Source organism: Flavobacterium flavipigmentatum (assembly GCF_020911905.1).
GTDB lineage: Bacteria > Bacteroidota > Bacteroidia > Flavobacteriales > Flavobacteriaceae > Flavobacterium > Flavobacterium flavipigmentatum.
Genome location: NZ_CP087133.1, coordinates 3,876,014 through 3,895,895, shown reverse-complemented (window position 1 = coordinate 3,895,895; position 19,882 = coordinate 3,876,014). Strand labels below are relative to the sequence as shown.

General features: G+C 35.8%; 11 protein-coding genes. All 11 read left to right on the top strand.

The window, feature by feature from the left end:
* Positions 1–4: 4 nt before the first annotated feature.
* Positions 5–1,084, top strand: a complete 1,080-nt coding sequence (locus LNP22_RS16540; RefSeq protein WP_229974439.1) for a putative glycoside hydrolase — start codon at positions 5–7, stop codon at positions 1,082–1,084.
* 88 nt (positions 1,085–1,172) lie between these two features.
* On the top strand, positions 1,173–2,189 hold the full coding sequence (locus LNP22_RS16535; protein ID WP_229974438.1) for an isoaspartyl peptidase/L-asparaginase family protein: 1,017 nt from the start codon (positions 1,173–1,175) through the stop codon (positions 2,187–2,189).
* 10 nt (positions 2,190–2,199) lie between these two features.
* Positions 2,200–2,397, top strand: coding sequence for a hypothetical protein (locus tag LNP22_RS16530; protein ID WP_229974437.1), 198 nt, complete (start codon positions 2,200–2,202; stop codon positions 2,395–2,397).
* 53 nt (positions 2,398–2,450) lie between these two features.
* The gene (locus LNP22_RS16525) at positions 2,451–4,772 is read left to right on the top strand and encodes a beta-N-acetylhexosaminidase (protein WP_229974436.1); all 2,322 of its coding nucleotides are present in this window, start codon (positions 2,451–2,453) and stop codon (positions 4,770–4,772) included.
* Positions 4,773–5,106: 334 nt separating this feature from the next.
* On the top strand, positions 5,107–6,969 hold the full coding sequence (locus LNP22_RS16520) for a beta-galactosidase (protein ID WP_229974435.1): 1,863 nt from the start codon (positions 5,107–5,109) through the stop codon (positions 6,967–6,969).
* A gap of 348 nt (positions 6,970–7,317) precedes the next feature.
* Positions 7,318–8,802, top strand: a complete 1,485-nt coding sequence (locus LNP22_RS16515; RefSeq protein WP_229974434.1) for an alpha-L-fucosidase — start codon at positions 7,318–7,320, stop codon at positions 8,800–8,802.
* Positions 8,803–8,812: 10 nt separating this feature from the next.
* Positions 8,813–11,053, top strand: a complete 2,241-nt coding sequence (locus LNP22_RS16510) for a GH92 family glycosyl hydrolase (RefSeq protein ID WP_229974433.1) — start codon at positions 8,813–8,815, stop codon at positions 11,051–11,053.
* 13 nt (positions 11,054–11,066) lie between these two features.
* Positions 11,067–13,727 carry a glycoside hydrolase family 3 protein gene (locus tag LNP22_RS16505; protein WP_229974432.1) on the top strand — a complete coding sequence of 887 codons (2,661 nt, stop codon included), beginning with the start codon at positions 11,067–11,069 and terminating at the stop codon, positions 13,725–13,727.
* A 240-nt stretch (positions 13,728–13,967) separates the two neighbouring features.
* On the top strand, positions 13,968–17,060 hold the full coding sequence (locus LNP22_RS16500) for a SusC/RagA family TonB-linked outer membrane protein (RefSeq protein WP_229974431.1): 3,093 nt from the start codon (positions 13,968–13,970) through the stop codon (positions 17,058–17,060).
* A 17-nt stretch (positions 17,061–17,077) separates the two neighbouring features.
* Entirely contained in the window at positions 17,078–18,664 is a 1,587-nt protein-coding gene (locus LNP22_RS16495) for a SusD/RagB family nutrient-binding outer membrane lipoprotein (protein WP_229974430.1), read from the top strand.
* A gap of 106 nt (positions 18,665–18,770) precedes the next feature.
* Entirely contained in the window at positions 18,771–19,823 is a 1,053-nt protein-coding gene (locus LNP22_RS16490; protein WP_229974429.1) for a sialidase family protein, read from the top strand.
* The last annotated feature ends 59 nt before the right edge of the window (positions 19,824–19,882 follow it).

The window sequence follows — 19,882 nt, the reverse complement described above, 5'->3', positions numbered from 1 at the left end:
AACCATGAAGCTATCCAAATTACTACTTTTTTTGGTAGTATTAAGTACTATTTCATGTGTAAATAAAGACGAAAAAACTACTTTTAAATTTGGAGTCTGGACTACCGCTGATGCTAAAAAAGCTGATGCGGAATACACAAAAGAATTTAAAAAATACAAAGCTGGCGGAATTGACGAAGTATTAATCAATACGGGAACAGATCCGAAATTGCTAAAAAGATTAGTACCACTGGCTACAAAAGAAGGTTTAAAAGTTCATGCATGGATCATGGCCATGAACCGACCTGGAGATTCAATTGCATTGCAACATCCTGATTGGTACATGGTGAGTAAAGAGGGAAAATCATGTTTTGATAATCGTCCGTATGTCGATTATTATCAATGGTTATGCCCAACAAGAAAAGAGTCCAGAGAACATGTTTTGGGCTTGGTGGAAGAATTGGCAAAAGTAGAAGGTATAGAAAGTGTACATCTGGATTATATTCGGTTTCCAGATATTTTTTTACCAATTAGTTTATTGCCAAAATACAATTTAGTTCAAGACGAAGAATTACCGCAATTTGATTTTTGTTATTGTGATGAATGTATCAAAGCTTTTGAAAAAATTCATCATAAAAATCCAAAAAAGAGCCACAATACTTCTATCGATATGGAGTGGAAAAACTTTAGATTGAATGCTATAAAATCGGTGGTAAATGATGCTTACAAAATTGCTCATAAATACAACAAAAACTTAACGGCTGCAGTATTTCCTTATCCAGAAATGGCAGATCACATGGTACGCCAGCGTTGGGACAAGTGGAACATTGATGAGGTATATCCGATGATTTATCACAGTTTTTATAATGAAGAAATTGACTGGGTAGGTTATGCAACCCAACAGGGAGTATCTGATTTAGAGGAAAAAAAGATCAAAATAAACACCGGAATTTACATTCCAGAATTAAAATCAGATAAAGAATTAAGGGAAGCAATCCTACTAGCCAAAGAAAATGGAGCCAAAGGGGTTTCTTTTTTTGATGGTAATGCTTTATCCGATAGTAATTTAAAAACCATTGCAGCAACAAAAGCCATTTTGAAATAAATGATTCGAAATAGTTATCAATATCGCTTATTTAAGTAGACATAATTGCATAACTTTTCATCCGAAATGTTTCATAAAAAATAAAATTATGTCGAATAGAAGAGATTTTATAAAAAAAACCACTTTAGGGACATTTGCTCTAAGTGCTTCTTTGGGGTATAGCGGATTTGCTAACGACAAGGAAAATATAACTGAGAATACTGGTAAAAAAGAAAAAAAGCCCGTAATTATTTCAACATGGAATCATGGCCTTCCGGCAAATGAAGAAAGTTGGAAACAATTAAAAGCAGGAAAATCAGCCTTAGACGCCATTGAGGCGGGCATGAAAATCCCAGAAGCAGATCCTAATATTCGCAGTGTAGGTTATGGAGGATATCCTGACCGTGAAGGAAAAGTAACTTTGGATGCGTGTATTATGGATCATAACAGCAACTGCGGCTCTGTTTGTTTTTTGCAAGGAATCAAACATCCTATTTCGGTGGCTAAAAGAGTACTACAAAATACGCCTCATGTCATGTTAGCAGGTCAAGGTGCTTTCCAGTTTGCTCTTTCAGAAGGATTTAAAGAAGAAAATTTATTAACTCCTGAGTCAGAAAAAGATTGGAAAAAATGGCTGGAAGATTCAAAATACAAACCAGTTATCAATATAGAAAATCACGATACAATTAGTATGTTAATGTTGGATAAAGACGGTAATCTTGCCGGTGGCTGTACGACCAGTGGTGCCGCTTGGAAGATGCATGGTCGCGTCGGTGACTCCCCAATCATCGGCGCGGGTCTTTTTCTTGACAACGAAGTAGGTGCCGCAGCAGCAACCGGTCTCGGAGAAGCTGTTATTAGAACGGCCGGAAGTGCAATGGTTGTCGAATTAATGCGCCAGGGAAAATCGCCTTACGATGCCTGTAAGGAAATTACAGAACGCATTTATAACAAACATAAAAACCATAAAGACATGGAATACCTGCAAGTAGGTTTTATTGCTTTGAATAAAAATGGTGAACATGCTGGCTACAGCTTAAGATCAGGTTTTAATTTTGCAGTTTCTGATGACGAAAACGGACATAGAATGGAAGATGCAAAGTTTAAAATGTCTTGGGATAAATAACAAAAAAGCAATGAAAAAAAACATATTCATAGTAACTTTCATTATTACTTTTATAGGAACTGTAAAAGCGCAGGAAAGTGTTCTTTTTTGGCAAAAGGAAAAAATTAATGAGGAGAACAGGGCGTCAATGCACGCTGCTTATTATGTTTTTCAAAATGAAACAATAGCCGCAAAAAAAGCTGTAGGCAATCTAAAAGACCTATTATGAGACACAAATATTACTATTAATTTACAATTACACCATCAATAAAATAATTCATTATGAGGATATTAAAACCATTCCTTATCGTTTTTTTTATAACTTTTGTAAGTGCTGTATATTCTCAGAAAATATACACAGAAAAAGAGATTCAAATCATTCCAAAACCGGCACAATTACTTATTCAGCCTGGCGTATTTGAATTTTCTGAAAAGACGAAATTTGTTGTAAATAATGTTTTTCAAAAAGAAATAACTGCCGTTTTAATAGAGAAATTTGGTGCCGCTGCAGGATGGAGTCCTGAATTTTCAAATGCAATTCCGCAGAGTAATTTTATTCAATTTAAAACAGATGAAAACTTAAATAAAGAAGCATATAAATTAGAAGTTACCTCAAATGTTATTACGATTACAGCCAAAGGAAATGCAGGTTTTATTTACGGTTTAGAAACAATTAGACAATTGCTGCCGAGTGCTATTGAAAGCAAAAATGTAGTATCGAATGTTAAATGGCAAATTCCGAATGTTGTTATAAATGATGAACCTCGTTTTCAATGGAGAGGATTGATGTTGGATTTGTCTCGTCATTTTTTTGATAAAGACTATGTTATTCAAACTATTGATCGTTTGGCTATGCTTAAAATGAATGTTTTGCATTTGCATTTGGTCGATGATCAGGGTTGGAGAATCGAAATAAAAAAATATCCAAAATTAACCGAAATCGGTGCATGGAGAGTCGATCAGGAAAATTTAGCTTGGAATGCCAGATTAACAGTAAATCCAGATGAAAAAGGAACTTACGGAGGGTTTTTGACACAAGAAGAACTAAAAGAAATTGTCAAATATGCTGCCACCAAAAATATCGAAATCATTCCAGAGATCGAGATGCCTGCGCACGTGAGCAGTGCCATCGCATCGTATCCAGAATTGGCTTGTTTTAATCAGCGTATTGGGGTGCCGTCAGGCGGATTATGGCCTATTACCGATATTTATTGCGCAGGTAAAGAAACTACTTTTGAGTTTTTGCAGAATGTAATTGATGAGGTTATTGCTGTTTTTCCTTCAAAATATATTCATATTGGTGGAGACGAAGCCACCAAAACCAATTGGGAGAAATGTCCTAATTGTCAAAAAAGAATGAAAGACAACGGTTTGAAAAATACCCACGAACTGCAAAGTTATTTCGTTAAACGAATTGAAAAATACATCAATTCTAAAGGTAAAAAAATAATCGGTTGGGATGAAATATTAGAAGGCGGCCTCGCTCCCGAAGCCACAGTCATGAGTTGGAGAGGAACTAAAGGAGGTACTGATGCGGCCGAGCAGGGTCATGACGTGATTATGACGCCAGAATCACATTGTTATTTTAATTTTTATCAGGGACCTCAAAACGAAGAACCTATCGCTTTTGACGGCTATACACCCTTGAGTAAAGTATATGAATTTGATCCTGTTGTACCCACGATGACACCAGAACAGGCAAAACATGTTTTGGGCGGACAAGCCAATTTGTGGGCAGAACACCTGCCTAAACCAACAGATTCAGAATACATGATTTTTCCTAGAATTGCTGCTTTGGCCGAGGTTTTATGGACTAAAAAAGAAAGTAAAAACTGGAATGATTTTACAGACAGATTAACTTTGTTGCTAGAGCGTTACGATTATTTAGGTATCAATTATGCAAAAAGTGCTTATTTGGTTACCGCTTCTTCAAGTGTTAACATGACGCAGAAACAAATTAATGTTACATTAAAAAATGAATTTCCAAATCCTGATATCCGTTATGTTTTGGGGGATAAAAGTCTGGCGGGCAATGCTATAAAATATACAACTCCTATTGAGTTTACCGGAAACACAATTTTAAAAGCATCTCTTTTTCAAAATGAAAAACTGGTAGGCAAAATTTTTACAGATACAATTGTTTTTCATAAAGCGTTTGCCCACAAAGTAACTTATTTAACCCCTTTTAATCAAAATTATAAAGGTGATGGCCCTTTTGTAATGGTCAATACTATCAGAGGTTCGAAGAATTTTCACGATGGTCAGTGGCAGGCGTGGTTGATTAATGATATGGAACTTGTTATCGATCTAGAAAAAGAACAGAGCGTAGAACAGGTTACTCTTGGAGCTTTGGAGAGTCAGGGTTCGGGAGTTAATTTTCCAACACAAATAAAAGTTTTAGTGTCCAGCGACGGCTTCAAATATAAAGAAGTTGGCAAAGTCGTGCGTCCTTATGCTGCGAATGTAAATTCGGAACTAAAAGACTTTAAAATCAATTTTGAAAAACGCAACGCAAGATTTGTAAAAGTAATTGCTTTTAACTTAAAGAAAAGCCCTAAAGGAGAAGATTCTTGGCTGTTTGTGGATGAGGTTTTGGTAAATTAAATAATAAATTATAAACATATTCTTGTAGATGTTGTAAATTCTTTTTAGCTACTCATTCTAATTATAGTTTATCAAACACGAATACGCATTGTCTGTAAAAGAAACAAATTAATTTATCATAAACATGATGATGAAATAGAGATGCGTGAGATGAAATTTTTACTATAAAAAAAACATTACAAATGTATTTTTAAATTATTTCTGATAAAAAAAAGAATTTTTAAGAGATATAATAATTAACGAATAAAACAATTTGAGGTGCTATATATTATCTATGTACATAAATCATAGGTTATAATTAAAGGTATTGTAGATATATTTAAAAAAAGAAAAAATGAAGCAGATTTTATTTAGGTTCGGAATTTTATTAATTTATTTATTAACCTTTAGTAGTCTAGGTCAGTCAAAAGGATTTTCTATTTCTGATGGAGAATTTCGTCAGGATGGTAAAGTTATAAAAATACATTCGGGAGAAATGCACTATGAACGTATTCCTAGGGAGTATTGGAGGCATAGATTACAAATGCTCAAAGCTATGGGTATGAATACTGTTGCTACTTATGTGTTTTGGAATTATCACGAAATAGAGCCAGGAGTATGGGATTTTCAAACTGGAAATAAAGATTTGGCCGAGTTTATTCGTATTGCAAAAAGTGAAGGATTGTTTGTAATTCTTAGGCCAGGCCCATATGCATGCGGTGAGTGGGAATTTGGCGGTTACACGTGGTGGTTACAAAACAATACAGAGTTAATGATTCGTACAAATAACAAAGCTTTTTTAGAGGCTTGTAAAACTTATCTTCAACATTTGTATGCAGAGATTAAAGGGCTTTTTGCTAGTGAGGGCGGACCTATTATTATGGTTCAAGTTGAAAACGAATTTGGATCATATGTTTCGCAAAGAACAGATATTAAAGCTAGCGATCATAAAGATTATAAAAATGCGATTTATAATTTGCTTAAAGAAACTGGTTTTAAGGGACCATTTTTTACTTCGGATGGGACTTGGTTATTTGAGGATGGCGTAATTGAAGGTATTTTGCCAACAGCAAATGGTGAAACAAATCTTGATAATTTAAAAAAACAAGTTAATAAGTATAACAAAGGTCAAGGACCTTATATGGTTGCGGAGTTTTATTCAGGTTGGTTGGATCATTGGGCAGAACCATTTGTTAAAATAGGAACCGACGAGATTGTAAGTCAAACAAAAAAGTATCTAGATGCAGGTGTGTCTTTTAATTATTATATGGTGCATGGAGGTACTAATTTTGGATTTACTTCTGGAGCTAATTATAATTTAGAAAGTAACATTCAGCCAGATCTTACGAGTTATGATTATGATGCTCCCATTAGTGAAGCAGGTTGGCCAACACCAAAATTCATGGCTATTCGTGAGGTCATGCAACAGTTCTCAAAAACAAAATTAGCTCCTATTCCTGAAAAGATTCCATTTGTTAAATATCCTAATCAAGCTGTAAAAGCCAGTATGGATATTTTGAGTTGGATAAAAAAAGAAAAAGCAGTAGTTAGTGATCAACCACTAACATTTGAAAAACTTGGTCAGGGAAATGGGTATGTTTTGTATCGAAAACGATTTACTCAACCCATCATAGGCACATTAAAAATAGATGGATTGAGAGATTTTGCTGTAGTTTATGTTAATGGAGTAAATGTTGGTGAATTAAATAGGGTTTTCAATAAGTATGAATTAGCTGTTTCTATTCCTTTTAACGGTATTCTGGAAATTCTAGTAGAAAATATGGGGCGGATCAATTATGGAGCTGAAATAGTACATAACACCAAAGGAATCATTTCTCCTATTTTTATAAATGATTATGAAATTAGTGGTGGATGGGAAATGTATAAAATGCCTATGAATGAAGTTCCCATTATTAAAAATGAAATGGTTAAGCTTGGACGCCCCGTTGTATATGAATCGATATTGAATATAGATAAACCAGCCGATACATTTCTTGACATGACAGATTGGGGAAAGGGTATTGTATTTGTCAATGGACATAATCTTGGACGATATTGGAAAGTAGGACCACAACAAACGCTTTATGTACCTGGTTGTTGGTTAAAATCCGGACAAAACAGCATCGTAATCTATGATCAACTTAATGAAAAACCACAAACTCACATCAGTTTTACTAATGAGCCAGTATTAGAACAATTAAGAAAGCCGGAAAATTAATAAACAACTATTTTCCACAACCAAAAGTTTGTATCATAGACAATATTTTCAATTTAGATTAGTATAGAAAATTTAATTTATGAAAATATCAAAATTAGCTGAAAGTGTTTAGTTAAAACTCTATTTTTTAAAGAAATATTATTCATAAGATTGGTCTAATTTTCAACGATTTCAAAATAAAAATTCTGAATTATTAAAACGAAGAATTCATGAATGATAGGTTGTGTTTGTTGGTGATTCAATCATCTAATTTTGGCTAACCATAAAGCCTACAAACAAGATATTTAATTATAGAATGCTTTTTAAAAAGAGCAATTAAAAAAGTAATAAATTATAAACATATTAAAAATGAAAAGAATACTATTCATAATCGCCATTTTATTTTCCCTTCAAATGTTTTCGCAAGCCATTTATGAAGACGAACGCTATGTGCCGGAAACAGATCCGTTGGTGTTGAAAAATTTAGAAGAATGGCAAGGCAAAAAATTTGGATTGTTAATGCATTGGGGTACGTACAGTCAGTGGGGAATTGTAGAGTCTTGGTCAATTTGCCCTGAAGATTATGGATGGTGTGAACGTAAAAAAGGGAGTAATCCAGGTAATTATACAGAATATGTAAAAGAATATGAAGGATTGAAGAAAACGTTCAATCCCGTAAAATTTGATCCTGTAAGATGGGCAAAAGCGGCCAAAGCTGCAGGTATGAAATACATGGTTTTTACCACCAAACATCATGACGGATTTAATATGTATGATACAAAATACTCTGATTATAAAGTAACAGATAAAGATTGTCCTTTCAGCGTTAATCCGAAAGCTGATATTCTAAAAGAAGTTTTCAATGCTTTTCGAGCTGAAAATATCTCGACAGGAGCTTATTTCTCTAAACCTGACTGGCATAACGAGAATTACTGGGATCCTTATTTTCCTCCATTCGACAGAAACGTAAATTATGATCCGTCTTTATATCCAGAAAAATGGCAGAAATATGTTGATTTTACCCATAACCAAATTTTAGAAATTCTTACCAATTACGGTAAAGTTGATATTTTATGGCTTGATGGCGGTTGGGTTAGAAAAAGAGACCAACAAAACCTAAAAGAAAACTATGATGAAAAGTTTACTGAAAACGAATCTAAAAACGGTTTTATCAAGCATAGAGTGGTAGATCAAGATCCTAAAATGGATGAATTGGTTGTAAAAGCACGCCAGAAACAACCGGGAATAATTGTGGTAGACAGAGCTGTTCACGGAAAAAACCAAAATTATTTAACACCCGAAGGACGTGTTCCTGCTAAAACATTACCTTACCCTTGGGAGTCTTGCATTACATCAGGCGGTGGATGGTCTTATTCTCCAGATGTTACCTACATGACTGGAAGACAAGGTATCCACATGCTTATTGATATTGTAGCAAAAGGTGGGAATTTATTATTGAATGTTGCACCAAGTCCTGAAGGAGAGTGGCAACAAGGCGCTTATGATCTATTAGCAGCATACGGAGACTGGATGAAGGTTAATAGCACTGCTATTTATGATACAAAACCTATTGAGCCTTTTAAAGAAAATAATATTTGCATGACCCAAAATAAAAGCGGAAATGTATTCCTGTTTTATTTGGCTAAAGAAGGAGAAACTAAGATCCCTGCTGAAGTTATAGTAAAATCTATCAATCCTAAAAAAGGCACAAAAATTACGATGCTGGGCGCTAAAACACCATTGAAGTGGACCAAAGAAAAAGAAGGATTTAAAGTAGTGATTCCGGAGAATTTACGAAATAATTTGCCTTGCAAAGAAGCATGGACGCTAAAAATTGAAGCGATTAACCAATAGAAAATTATTTATGTTTTTGACAAAAAAGATAACCATACAAACAGCATGTTGTTTTTACATGCTGTTTTTTAGCATCACTATTTTTGCACAGCAACCGGCAGATTTTGTCAATCCGTTTATCGGGACTTCTAATTATGGAGCGACTTTTCCGGGACCTATTGCACCAAGAGGAATGGCGAGTATTAGTCCTTTTAATGTTGCAGGATCTCAAAATGCATTAGAAAAAGACAGTCAGTGGTTATCAAATCCGTATGTAAATGAAAACACATTTCTCACCGGATTCAGTCAGGTCAATATTAGCGGCGTTGGTTGCCCTGATTTAGGCGTTATTTTAGTAATGCCAACTACGGGAATGGTAGAAACAGACCATTTAAAATACGGTTGTACGTATTCCAACGAAATTGCAAAAGCGGCTTATTACAGCGTACAACTTGATAAATATAATGTTAAAGGCGAATTTACCGCCTCAAAAAGAGTAGGTGTAAGCAAGTTTACTTTCCCGAAAGGGCAATCAAATGTTCTGTTAAATCTTGGTTTAGGTTTAACCAATGAAGAGGGCGCTATGGTAAAAATAGTGTCTTCTACAGAAATAGAAGGAATGCGAAGCGTTGGGTCATTTTGTTATAATAGCCCAGAAGATGCTTATCCCGTATATTTTGTAGCAAAATTTTCTAAACCAGCCAACAAGTTTGGAGTTTGGAAAAAACCATCAAAATATAAAGGTCTAGAAGCACAATGGATGACCTACAATGGTAAAACCAGAATGATGGACAATACCATTAAAACGGTAGTGGGCGATAGCATTGGCACTTATTTTTCGTATCAATTTGATAAGGAAGAAAGCGTTGAAGTTAAAATTGGAGTTTCGTACGTAAGTATCGAAAATGCTCGTGAAAACTTAGAAAAAGAAACCGGAAACAAATCGTTTGACGCCGTTTATAAAGAAACGTATAACGAATGGAACGAAGAACTTTCTAAAATTCTGGTCGAAGGTGGTTCAAAAGATGATAAAACGATTTTTTATACTGCTTTGTATCATACTTTAATTCATCCCAATACATTAAATGATGTAAACGGAGAATATCCTGAAATCAAAAGAAAGAAGATTGGTAAGACTTTAGGAACCCGTTATACCGTATTTTCTTTATGGGATACGTATAGAAACATGCATCCGTTGACGTCTTTAGTATACCCTAAACAACAATCTGATATGATAAAAAGCATGTTGGATATGTATGATGAAAACGGCTGGTTGCCCAAATGGGAATTAAATTCTACCGAGACTTTTACTATGGTAGGTGATCCTGCGAGTATCGTTATAGTTGATGCCTGCTTAAAAGGAATTCAGGATTTTGATATTTACAAAGCATATTATGCAATGTTAAAAGGGGCAGATCAGATTGAAAATAATCCGTTGCGTCCCGGTCTTAAAGATTATATCGAAAAAGGCTATTTGACAACAAATGATCGCGGGCCCGTTTCTACAACGCAGGAATATAATGCTTCCGATTATGCGATTTCACTTTTAGCGAAAGCTTTGGGTAAAAAAGAAGATTATAAGCGTTTTACTAATCGTTCATTATCCTATAGAAAATTATATGACAAAGAGTTACAATTACTCCGGCCAAGAACCGCTAACGGAAAATGGTACGAACCTTTTGATCCTGTAGCAGGAGCTAATTTTCAGGAAAATGTTGGCTTTATCGAAGGCAATGCCTGGCAATATGCTTTTATGGTGCCACATGATATTGTTGGACTTAAAAAATTAATGGGCGGTGATAAAGCTTTCTCCGATCAATTGCAAAAAGTCTTTGATAGCAAACAATTTGATATGGCCAATGAGCCTGATATTGCCTATCCGTATTTATTCAATTATGTAAAAGGAGAAGAATGGAAAGCACAGGAAACGGTAAAAAAACTGGTGAAAGAGTATTTTCAGAATAAACCCAAAGGATTACCAGGAAATGATGATACGGGAACCATGTCTGCCTGGTTAGTATATTCTATGATAGGAATTTATCCAATTTCTCCGGGTGATCCAATTTATGCGATTACAGCACCAATGTTTCATAGAATCACGATCAAATTAGATCCTGCATATTATAAAAAAGAAAGCATTGTAATTGAAAGACAAATCAATAATGATGGAAAAATCATTTCGATTGAGCTAAACGGAAAACCACTTAATAGCTTTTTTATTTCGCATGAAGATTTTGTGAATGGAAAAACACTAAAAGTGATTCAAAATTAAAAACAATACCACTATGTTACAAGTAAGAATGAAAAAGACAGCCATTATTTTTGTAATGGCTGTAGGTTTTTTAAACCATGCCGAAGCGCAAAAAAAATATCCTTACCAAGATCCTAAACTACCGGTTGAAGAAAGAGTAAAAGACTTGTTGAGCCGAATGACTCTTGAGGAAAAGGCACGCCAAATGGACATGTACAAAGGTGAATTTTTTAAAGAAAAGGAAGATTTCTCGAAATCTAAATCGGATTTAAAAATAGGCAATTTAGGCATCGGTGCCATCCATGACATTTATCCGCGTTCGGCCAAAATGATCAATGATCTTCAGAGTGAAGTGATAAAAAAGAACAAATGGGGAATTCCTGCACTCATAATGTGCGAGATGCTTCACGGCTATTTAGATGACGGAAGCACCGCTTTTCCTATGAATATTGGTTTGGGCGCAACTTGGGATACTAATTTGATGGATAAAGTTGGAAAAGTAATAGGAACTGAAGCCCGAGCGCATGGCGTTCATTTTGGTTTAGGTCCCAACCTTGATGTTGGTCGTGAACCACGCTGGGGCAGAGTAGCAGAGACTTTTGGCGAAGATGTTTATTTGGTGGGAGAAATGGGTACTGCGATGATCAAAGGAATGCAAGGTGATGATTTTAAATCTGATCGTTCTATAATTGCAGAACCAAAACACTTCGCAGTTCACGGTATTCCGCAGGCAGGTGGAAATTCATCGCCAGTATTGGTGGGCGAACGTACCGCACGCGAAGATTTTTTACCTTCATTTGAAAAAGCTTTTACTAAAGGAAATGCGCTCGGTACCATGTGTGCCTATTCTGAACTTGACGGAATTCCTTGTGCCGCAAATCATTGGTTGTTGACAGATGTTTTGCGTAAAGAATGGGGTTTCAAAGGAATTGTAGTTTCGGATTTAGGGGCTATAAAATACCTTCAAACGACACATTATGTTACTAATTCTCCAAAAGAAAGCATCAGAGAAGCTGTGGCTGCGGGAGTAGACATGCAGTTTTATGATTTCACTAATGAGTTTTGGCAACAAAGCATCATTGAATTGGTGAATGAAAAAAAACTAACCATGGAGCAAATCGACCGTGCTACAGGTGGTGTTTTAAGACTTAAATTTTTGTTAGGCTTATTTGAAAATCCTTATACCGATAAAAATTTGATCAAGGAACGTTTTCATACCAAAGAAAATCAGGATATTGCTTTAGAAGCAGGTCGTAAATCGATTGTTTTATTGAAGAATCAAGACCAAATTTTGCCTTTAAATAAAGATGTAAAAACGATTGCAGTTATAGGCCCCAATGCAGATGCTTCGAGATTAGGAGGTTATTCTGTAAAAAATAAGGTAGGAACTACAGTTTTGGAAGGTGTAAAACAAGTTGTGGGCGCCCAAACAAATGTGCTATATGAAGAAGGAGTTTCTTTGATTGTAAAAGGACAAATTATTCCGTCAAAATTTTTATTTACTCCTAATGGATCTCAAAACGGATTAAAAGGAGAATATTTTAATAACAGAAATGTAGAAGGAAATCCGGTTTTGACGCGTATCGACAGTCAGTTAGAGTTTGACTGGCCTTGGTCTCCGGGTGATGGCGTTACAGATGATGATTTCTCTATTCGCTGGACAGGTTACATTCAATCAGAAAAAGCATTTGACGGTTGGTTGGGTTTAAGTTCGGATGACGGAATCAGAATGTGGATTGACGATCAATTGGTGATTGACAACTGGACAAAAGGAGCGACAAGTATGGTAACAACTCCAAAAAATATCGAAGCGGGCAAAAAATACAAAGTCCGTATCGAGATGTGGGAAGGCGGCTGGGGAGCCAGAGCGCACTTGCGTTGGAATTTAGAAAAAGTAAACTTTCAACCTGCGATAGATATTGCTAAAAAATCAGATGTTGCAATTGTGGTTTTAGGCGAATCAAACGAATTGGTTGAAGAAAACAGAGATGTTGCTTCATTAGATTTACACGGAATGCAGCAAGAATTGATAGAGGCGATTCAAAAAACTGGAACTCCGGTAGTTTGTGTGTTGTTAAATGGTCGTCCCCTTTCGACCAACTGGATCAGCGAAAATATTCCTGCTCTTGTAGAAGGCTGGTTTCCAGGTGAAGCAGGAGGAAAGGCTGTAGCCGATGTTGTGTTTGGGAATTATAATCCGGGTGGAAGATTGCCTATTACGGTTCCGAAATCTGTTGGGCAATTGCCTATTTATTATAACCAAAAACCATCAGCGATACACCGATATGTGAGCGAAAGCGAAAACCCATTGTATACTTTTGGGTACGGTTTGAGTTATACCAAATTCGATTATTCAAATTTTACTTTAAATTCTAAAGAAATAAAGGCCGACGGAGTATTAAAAGTTAGCGTAGAGGTAAAAAACACAGGAAATTATGATGGAGATGAAGTAGTACAATTATACATTAATGATGTTTACAGTTCTGTAACAACTCCGAGAAAAACATTAAAAGGGTTTAAAAGAATATTTATCAAAAAAGGAGAAACTCAAAAGGTTGAATTTACATTGACTGCTGATGAACTTTCTATCTGGAACCGCGAAATGAAAAAGGTTGTAGAACCAGGTGATTTTGAGGTAATGGTTGGAGGCAATTCTACAGATCTACAAAAGTTAACTTTTAAGGTTTTAGAGTAATAGAAAATAAGATAATCAGCTTTTTAAGTGTTTTATATAGAATACTTTTAAAAATTTACAAATTGACTAGATTAATAACATGTTAACCTCCAAAAAGTAAGGATTTTAATAGAAAAAAATGACCGTTTTGAGCAAAGTTTAACCAACACCTTTTCAAAATTGTCATTTGTCGAAATAATGATTTACTTAACAAAACGTATTCCTAAATTTAACATGTTATTAACTCAAAAAACAACCTATATGATTAAAGACGTACTAAAATTACTGTTCGTTTTCTGCTTATTCGGATTTCAAAATCTACAAGCACAAACTACAGTAAAAGGAACGATAACAGAGGCTGGAAGCGGGATTCCAATTCCAGGAGCAAATGTTGTTGTAAAAGGAACCAAAACAACTGTATCTACAGATTTTGATGGTAAATACAGTATAAATGTTTCAAATCAATCAGCGATTTTAGTGTTTTCTTATGTAGGCACTGCTACAAAAGAAATTCCTGTTGCAGGACAGACCACTATAAATGTAGCTTTAGGCCCAGACACACAGCAACTAGGTGAAGTAGTAGTAACGGCTTTGGGTATCAAGAGACAGAAAAAAGCTATTACGTATTCTGCTCAAAACATTGATGTAGGTGAGGTTTCTCAGGCAAGGTCTCTTAACGTGGCCAACTCCCTTTCGGGTAAAGTTGCGGGACTTAACTATTCTACGACTTCAAATGGTGTGGGTAGTTCGTCAAGAATTACTTTAAGGGGTAACAGATCTCTTAATGGTAACAATCAGCCTTTATATGTAGTAGATGGTGTGCCAATTAGCAACGGAACCACAACTGGTAATCCTGATATTGATACAGGAGGAACTACACAGCCGGATGGTATTTCGAATATTAACCCTGAAGATATTGCATCTATGACGGTTCTAAAAGGACCTTCTGCTGCAGCTCTTTACGGAAACAGAGCGAGTAACGGGGTTATTATTATTACGACCAAATCTGGCGCTGCCGGTAAAACTTCGGTTTCGTTATCTTCTAATTTTATGGCTTCTACAGCTTATGATCTGACAAATTTTCAAAATGAGTACGGACAGGGAGATCAAGGTGTTTATAATCCGATCTCTGTATCAAGCTGGGGAGGAAAATTAGACGGAAGTCAGGTTTCGGCATGGCAGTTGGCTCGTAATCCTAATTATTCAGGTCCTGCCACTACAGACTATTCGGCACAACCCAATAATGTTATTGATTTTTACAAAACAGGATATAATTTGGCCAATACATTATCTGTTACTACAGGAAACGAAAAGGCACAAGGTTATTTTTCATACACAAATACTCGCGCAGAAGGTATTGTGGGAGGAAATGCTTTAGACAGACATAATCTTAACTTAAGATTGACAAGCAAATTGTCTGATAAATTTTCTTTAGATGTAAAAACAAACTATATCATTCAGAATATTGATAATTTATTAAGAACGGGTGAAGAGTCTATTGGTACTTCGGCTTACTTATTGCCTCGTAGTATTAAATTTAATGAATACAGAGATTTTGAATATACCGATGCTGCTGGACAATTGCAACAAAACTATTTTATAGACGAAGCAGGATCTCCGGGCGGAAACCCATACTGGTCTGCATTACGCGATGATTCTCGTAAAGACAAAAGAAACAGATTTATTGGTCTTGCATCTCTTAAATATGATATTACCAATACGGTTAGTTTGCAAGTGAGAGCCGGTTTGGATCAAATGACCAATAAAGCAGTAAGAAACAGGTATGCAACCAGAGCGTTTAATAATAATTTAGGTTCTTATACAGAGTCTTACGAAACAGTAAGTGAGTTCAATACAGATGCATTGCTTTCGTACAAAGAGACTTTTGGTGATTTTACAATTGGTCTTAATGCGGGTGCCAACATGCTAAAACAATCTAGTTCTGGGTTAAGCTCTGGTGGGGTTTTAAGCAAAAGAAATTATTTTTCTTTGATTAATGTTGCCACCGTAGGATCTAGTTCGACAATGTCAGAAAAGCAAGTAAATTCGGTTTACGGATTTTCTCAAATCGGATTCAAAAATTATTTGTTTTTAGATCTAACAGCCAGAAACGATTGGTCTTCTGCTTTGCCTTCTAATAACCGATCTTTCTTCTATCCTTCAGTAGGTCTTTCTGCTGTAGTGTCAGATATGGTTACTTTGCCGGAACTTATTAGCTTTGCTAAATTAAGAGGATCTTATGCAAAAGTAGGTAATGATACAGATCCTTACCAGACCAGTTCTCAATTGTCTTATATTGGTGGTAATGGTGGTATGCTGTATTCTCAAACTACTGCTGCAAATCCTAATTTGAAACCAGAGATGTCTACTTCTACAGAGTTTGGTGTTGATGTTAGATTTCTAAAAAATCGTTTAGGTTTAGATTTTACTTATTTTCAAACAAAAACGGCAGATCAAATCTTTTACATCAATACGCCTGAATCTTCTTCAAAATCAAGAGCCGTGCTTAACGGAGGAGATATCGAAAACAAAGGTATAGAGCTTACGCTTACAGCAACTCCGGTGCAAACAGAAAATTTCACTTGGGATATTATGGCCAATTATGCTTCTTACAAATCCAAAATCACCTCTATTTATGATGATAGAGAAGAATTGGTGATTGGAGAAGGAAGATTGGTGAGAAGTAAAGTTATCAAAGGTGGTGAATATGGTGATTTGTACATCAAAGGTTTTCAAAGAACACCAGAGGGACAAATTATTGTAAACGCTGCAGGTATTCCTTTGGCAACTGACGATTTTAGTGTTCGTGCGGGTAACTTTAACCCAGATTGGACGGCAGGTTTTAAAAATAATTTTAGATATAAAGATTTTTCACTTAGTTTCCTTGTTGATTTTAGAATTGGTGGAGAGGTTATTTCTTATACCCAAGCAAGACAAGCTGGTTTAGGGGTAAGTGATGTTACTTTAGCAGGAAGAGAAGGCGGAATTGTAGTTGATGGTGTTGTTGCCAGCGGAGGAACTTTTGTTCCAAACACTACAAGTATCACCGCAGAACAATACTGGACAGCAATTGGACAAAGAACTCCTGTAGCAGAACCTTTTATTTATGATGCTACAAACATCCGATTGAGAGAACTTGTTTTCGGGTATTCATTGCCAAAACGTATGTTGCAGAATACTGGTTTTGCCAGTATGGATTTCTCTTTAGTAGGAAGAAATTTATTCTTCTTCCTGAATGAAGCGAAATACTTTGATCCAGAAGCCGGTGCCGGTACAGGAAACTTACAAGGTATCGAATCTTTTAATATTCCTTCAACCAGAGAATATGGTGTGAATGTAAAGTTTGGATTTTAATTTAAAAAAGAGATAACATGAAAAACAATAATAAAATTAAAACAATCGTTGCTGTCTTATCGATGGTCTCCGTTTTTTCAAGCTGTACACAGGATTTTGATGAAATAAACACCAATAAAAATGCTTTGACCGAAGATCAATTAGATCAAACTCTTGCAGGTCCTGCCTTTGCATCAGCATTGTATGCCGGGATACACAATGGTTCTTATTCTTCGCCGGGTGTAGATGATCAAGGTACCTGGGGTATTGCAACGGGTATATTACCGTCAACTTTTACACAATATCTTAGTTGTGGATACGGAACAGAAAGAAATGCATTTGTAAACGGTTATGAAGGACGCGGATGGTTACGATTTTATACCGTTGCCGTTCCTGCTTTAAACAATGCTATCAAAGCATCTGCAGGAAATGAAGATGCTCTTGCAGTCCTAAAAATCTGGAAAGTATTTATGTACAATCAGATGACAGATGCTTATGGACCAATTCCTTACACTGAAGCAGGAAATAACAAAGAAAAAGTTCCTTATGACAGTGTTGAATTTATTTACGAAGACTTTTTTAAATTGCTTGACGAAGCCAATGCTACTCTTAATAGTACTACTGCCACTACGGTAGGTACTCTTCAGCCCAACGATAGAATATATTCTGGGAATGTGCAAAACTGGAAAAGATTTGGAAACAGTCTTAGATTGCGTTTGGCTTTAAGAATTTCGGATATACAACCGGCAAAAGCAAAAACTCAGGCAGAAGCTGCTGTTGCTGCAGGTGTGATAGAAACCAATGAGCAAAGTGCGACTTTTAAAGTGAGTAACATTACCCCAAACAACATGAACATGATTGTAAATGCATGGGGTTATTATATGACTGCTTCTATGGAAAGTCTTCTTGTAGGATATGATGATCCTAGACTGGCAAAATGGTTTTCTCCTATAGATACAGGTGTTTATCAAGGGCGACCTGTTGGAGGTTTACAAGGTCAGTTTGGAACTACAAAATTTTCTATGTTTAATAATGACGTTTTAGGAAGCGGTGCTAACGGAAGTCTGAGCGAAACTAAAAATATCGAAATCTTTATGGCTTCTGAAAATTATTTAAGCAGAGCAGAAGGTGTTTTAAATGGATGGAGTATGGGTGGTACTGCCCAAAGTCTTTATGAGCAAGGTATTACATTATCTTTAAGACAATGGGGCATAACAGATCCTGCCGTTATTGCAAATTATATTGCTGGAACATCCACGCCAAGTGTACCCAACGTAGCTGCAACTTACCCAACTCTGGATTTGCAGACAGTTCCTGTAACTCTTCCTGTGGCATGGTCGGCTTCTACAGCAGATCAACGTACTCAAATTGCGGTTCAGAAATATTTGGCAGTTTTCCCGGAATCTTGGGAGGCATGGGCAGATTTGCGCAGAAGCGATGCCAAAGTAATTTACCCAATACTTAACACAGACAATGTAGAAGCGGGTGTTGGTAAAAGCTTAATGAAACGTGTGATTTTTGTTACCAACGAATATTCATCAAATAGAGATGCTGTTACAGATGCTATCTCAAAATTGGGTGGTCCTGACTCAGGAGGTACAAAACTTTGGTGGGATACTAAATAAATAAAATGAAGTAATGATAGTGAGTTTCGTTACTTATTAGATAGAAGGAGAGGTAACTCTCCTTTTATTTTTTTACTTAATTTAAAAATTAATTTTTGGCTTAACCATGATTTCAACAGTAAAAAAAGCAATATCGTTAGTAGTCTTAATGTGCTTTTCGGTGTCGTTTGCTCAGAAAACGCCGGAAGCAATCCATATAATGACTCGTTTTATAGCAGATTCTCCCGTAACGGCAAACAGTCACGCTGCAACATTAGTTGAGGTAAAGCCTAATAAATTGATGGCAGCCTGGTTCGGAGGGAAATATGAGGGTGCCAAAGATGTCGGTATTTACTGTGCTACTTTCAAAGAAAACAAATGGTCTGCACCACAAAAGGTAGTGGCTCCCGCTATTATACAAAAGGATACATTGCCTTGCTGGAATCCTGTGTTATTCAAAAGTAAAAGCAAATGTCTTTATTTATTTTATAAAGTGGGTAAAAATCCAAGAGAGTGGGTTGGTGCCATGATTACTTCAAAAGATGATGGCGACACTTGGAGCATTCCTCAATATTTGCCTAAAGGAATATTGGGTCCTATCAAAAACAAACCTATCGAAACAAAACCCGGTACTATTTTGTGTGGCAGCAGCACAGAAAGTGTCGAAAATAATCAGTGGCGTGTACATGTCGAGAGCTATAATGAAACCAATAATACCTGGCAGAAAATTGCTGTAGATAACAAAAAGAATTTCGATATTATTCAACCCACTTTTTTAATACATCCTAACAACAAAATTCAGATGTTATCCAGAAGCAAGCACAATAAACTGATTGCGAGCTGGTCAGATGACGAGGGAAAAAATTGGACAAAGACTGACTCAATCAATGTTGTAAATTCTAACTCCGGAATCGATGCCTTAACGCTGCCCAATCATTCCTTTTTATTAGTGAATAATCCGCTGCCCCAAGGAAAAGACTGGTTTAACGGTCGTAATGTATTAGATGTCGAATATTCTAAAGAAGGTATAATTTGGAAAAAAATCATCGATCTCGAAAACCAACCCGAAGGTGAGTTTAGCTATCCGGCTATCATTCAAACTTTTGATAAAAAAATTCATGTTTTGTATACTTACAACCGTAAATATATCAAGCACGTAACTTTTAAATTGAAGCCATAAAAAGCAAAAAGGCTCTTTAATTCTTTTTACAAAATTCCCTCCAAGCACAAATGGCTTCT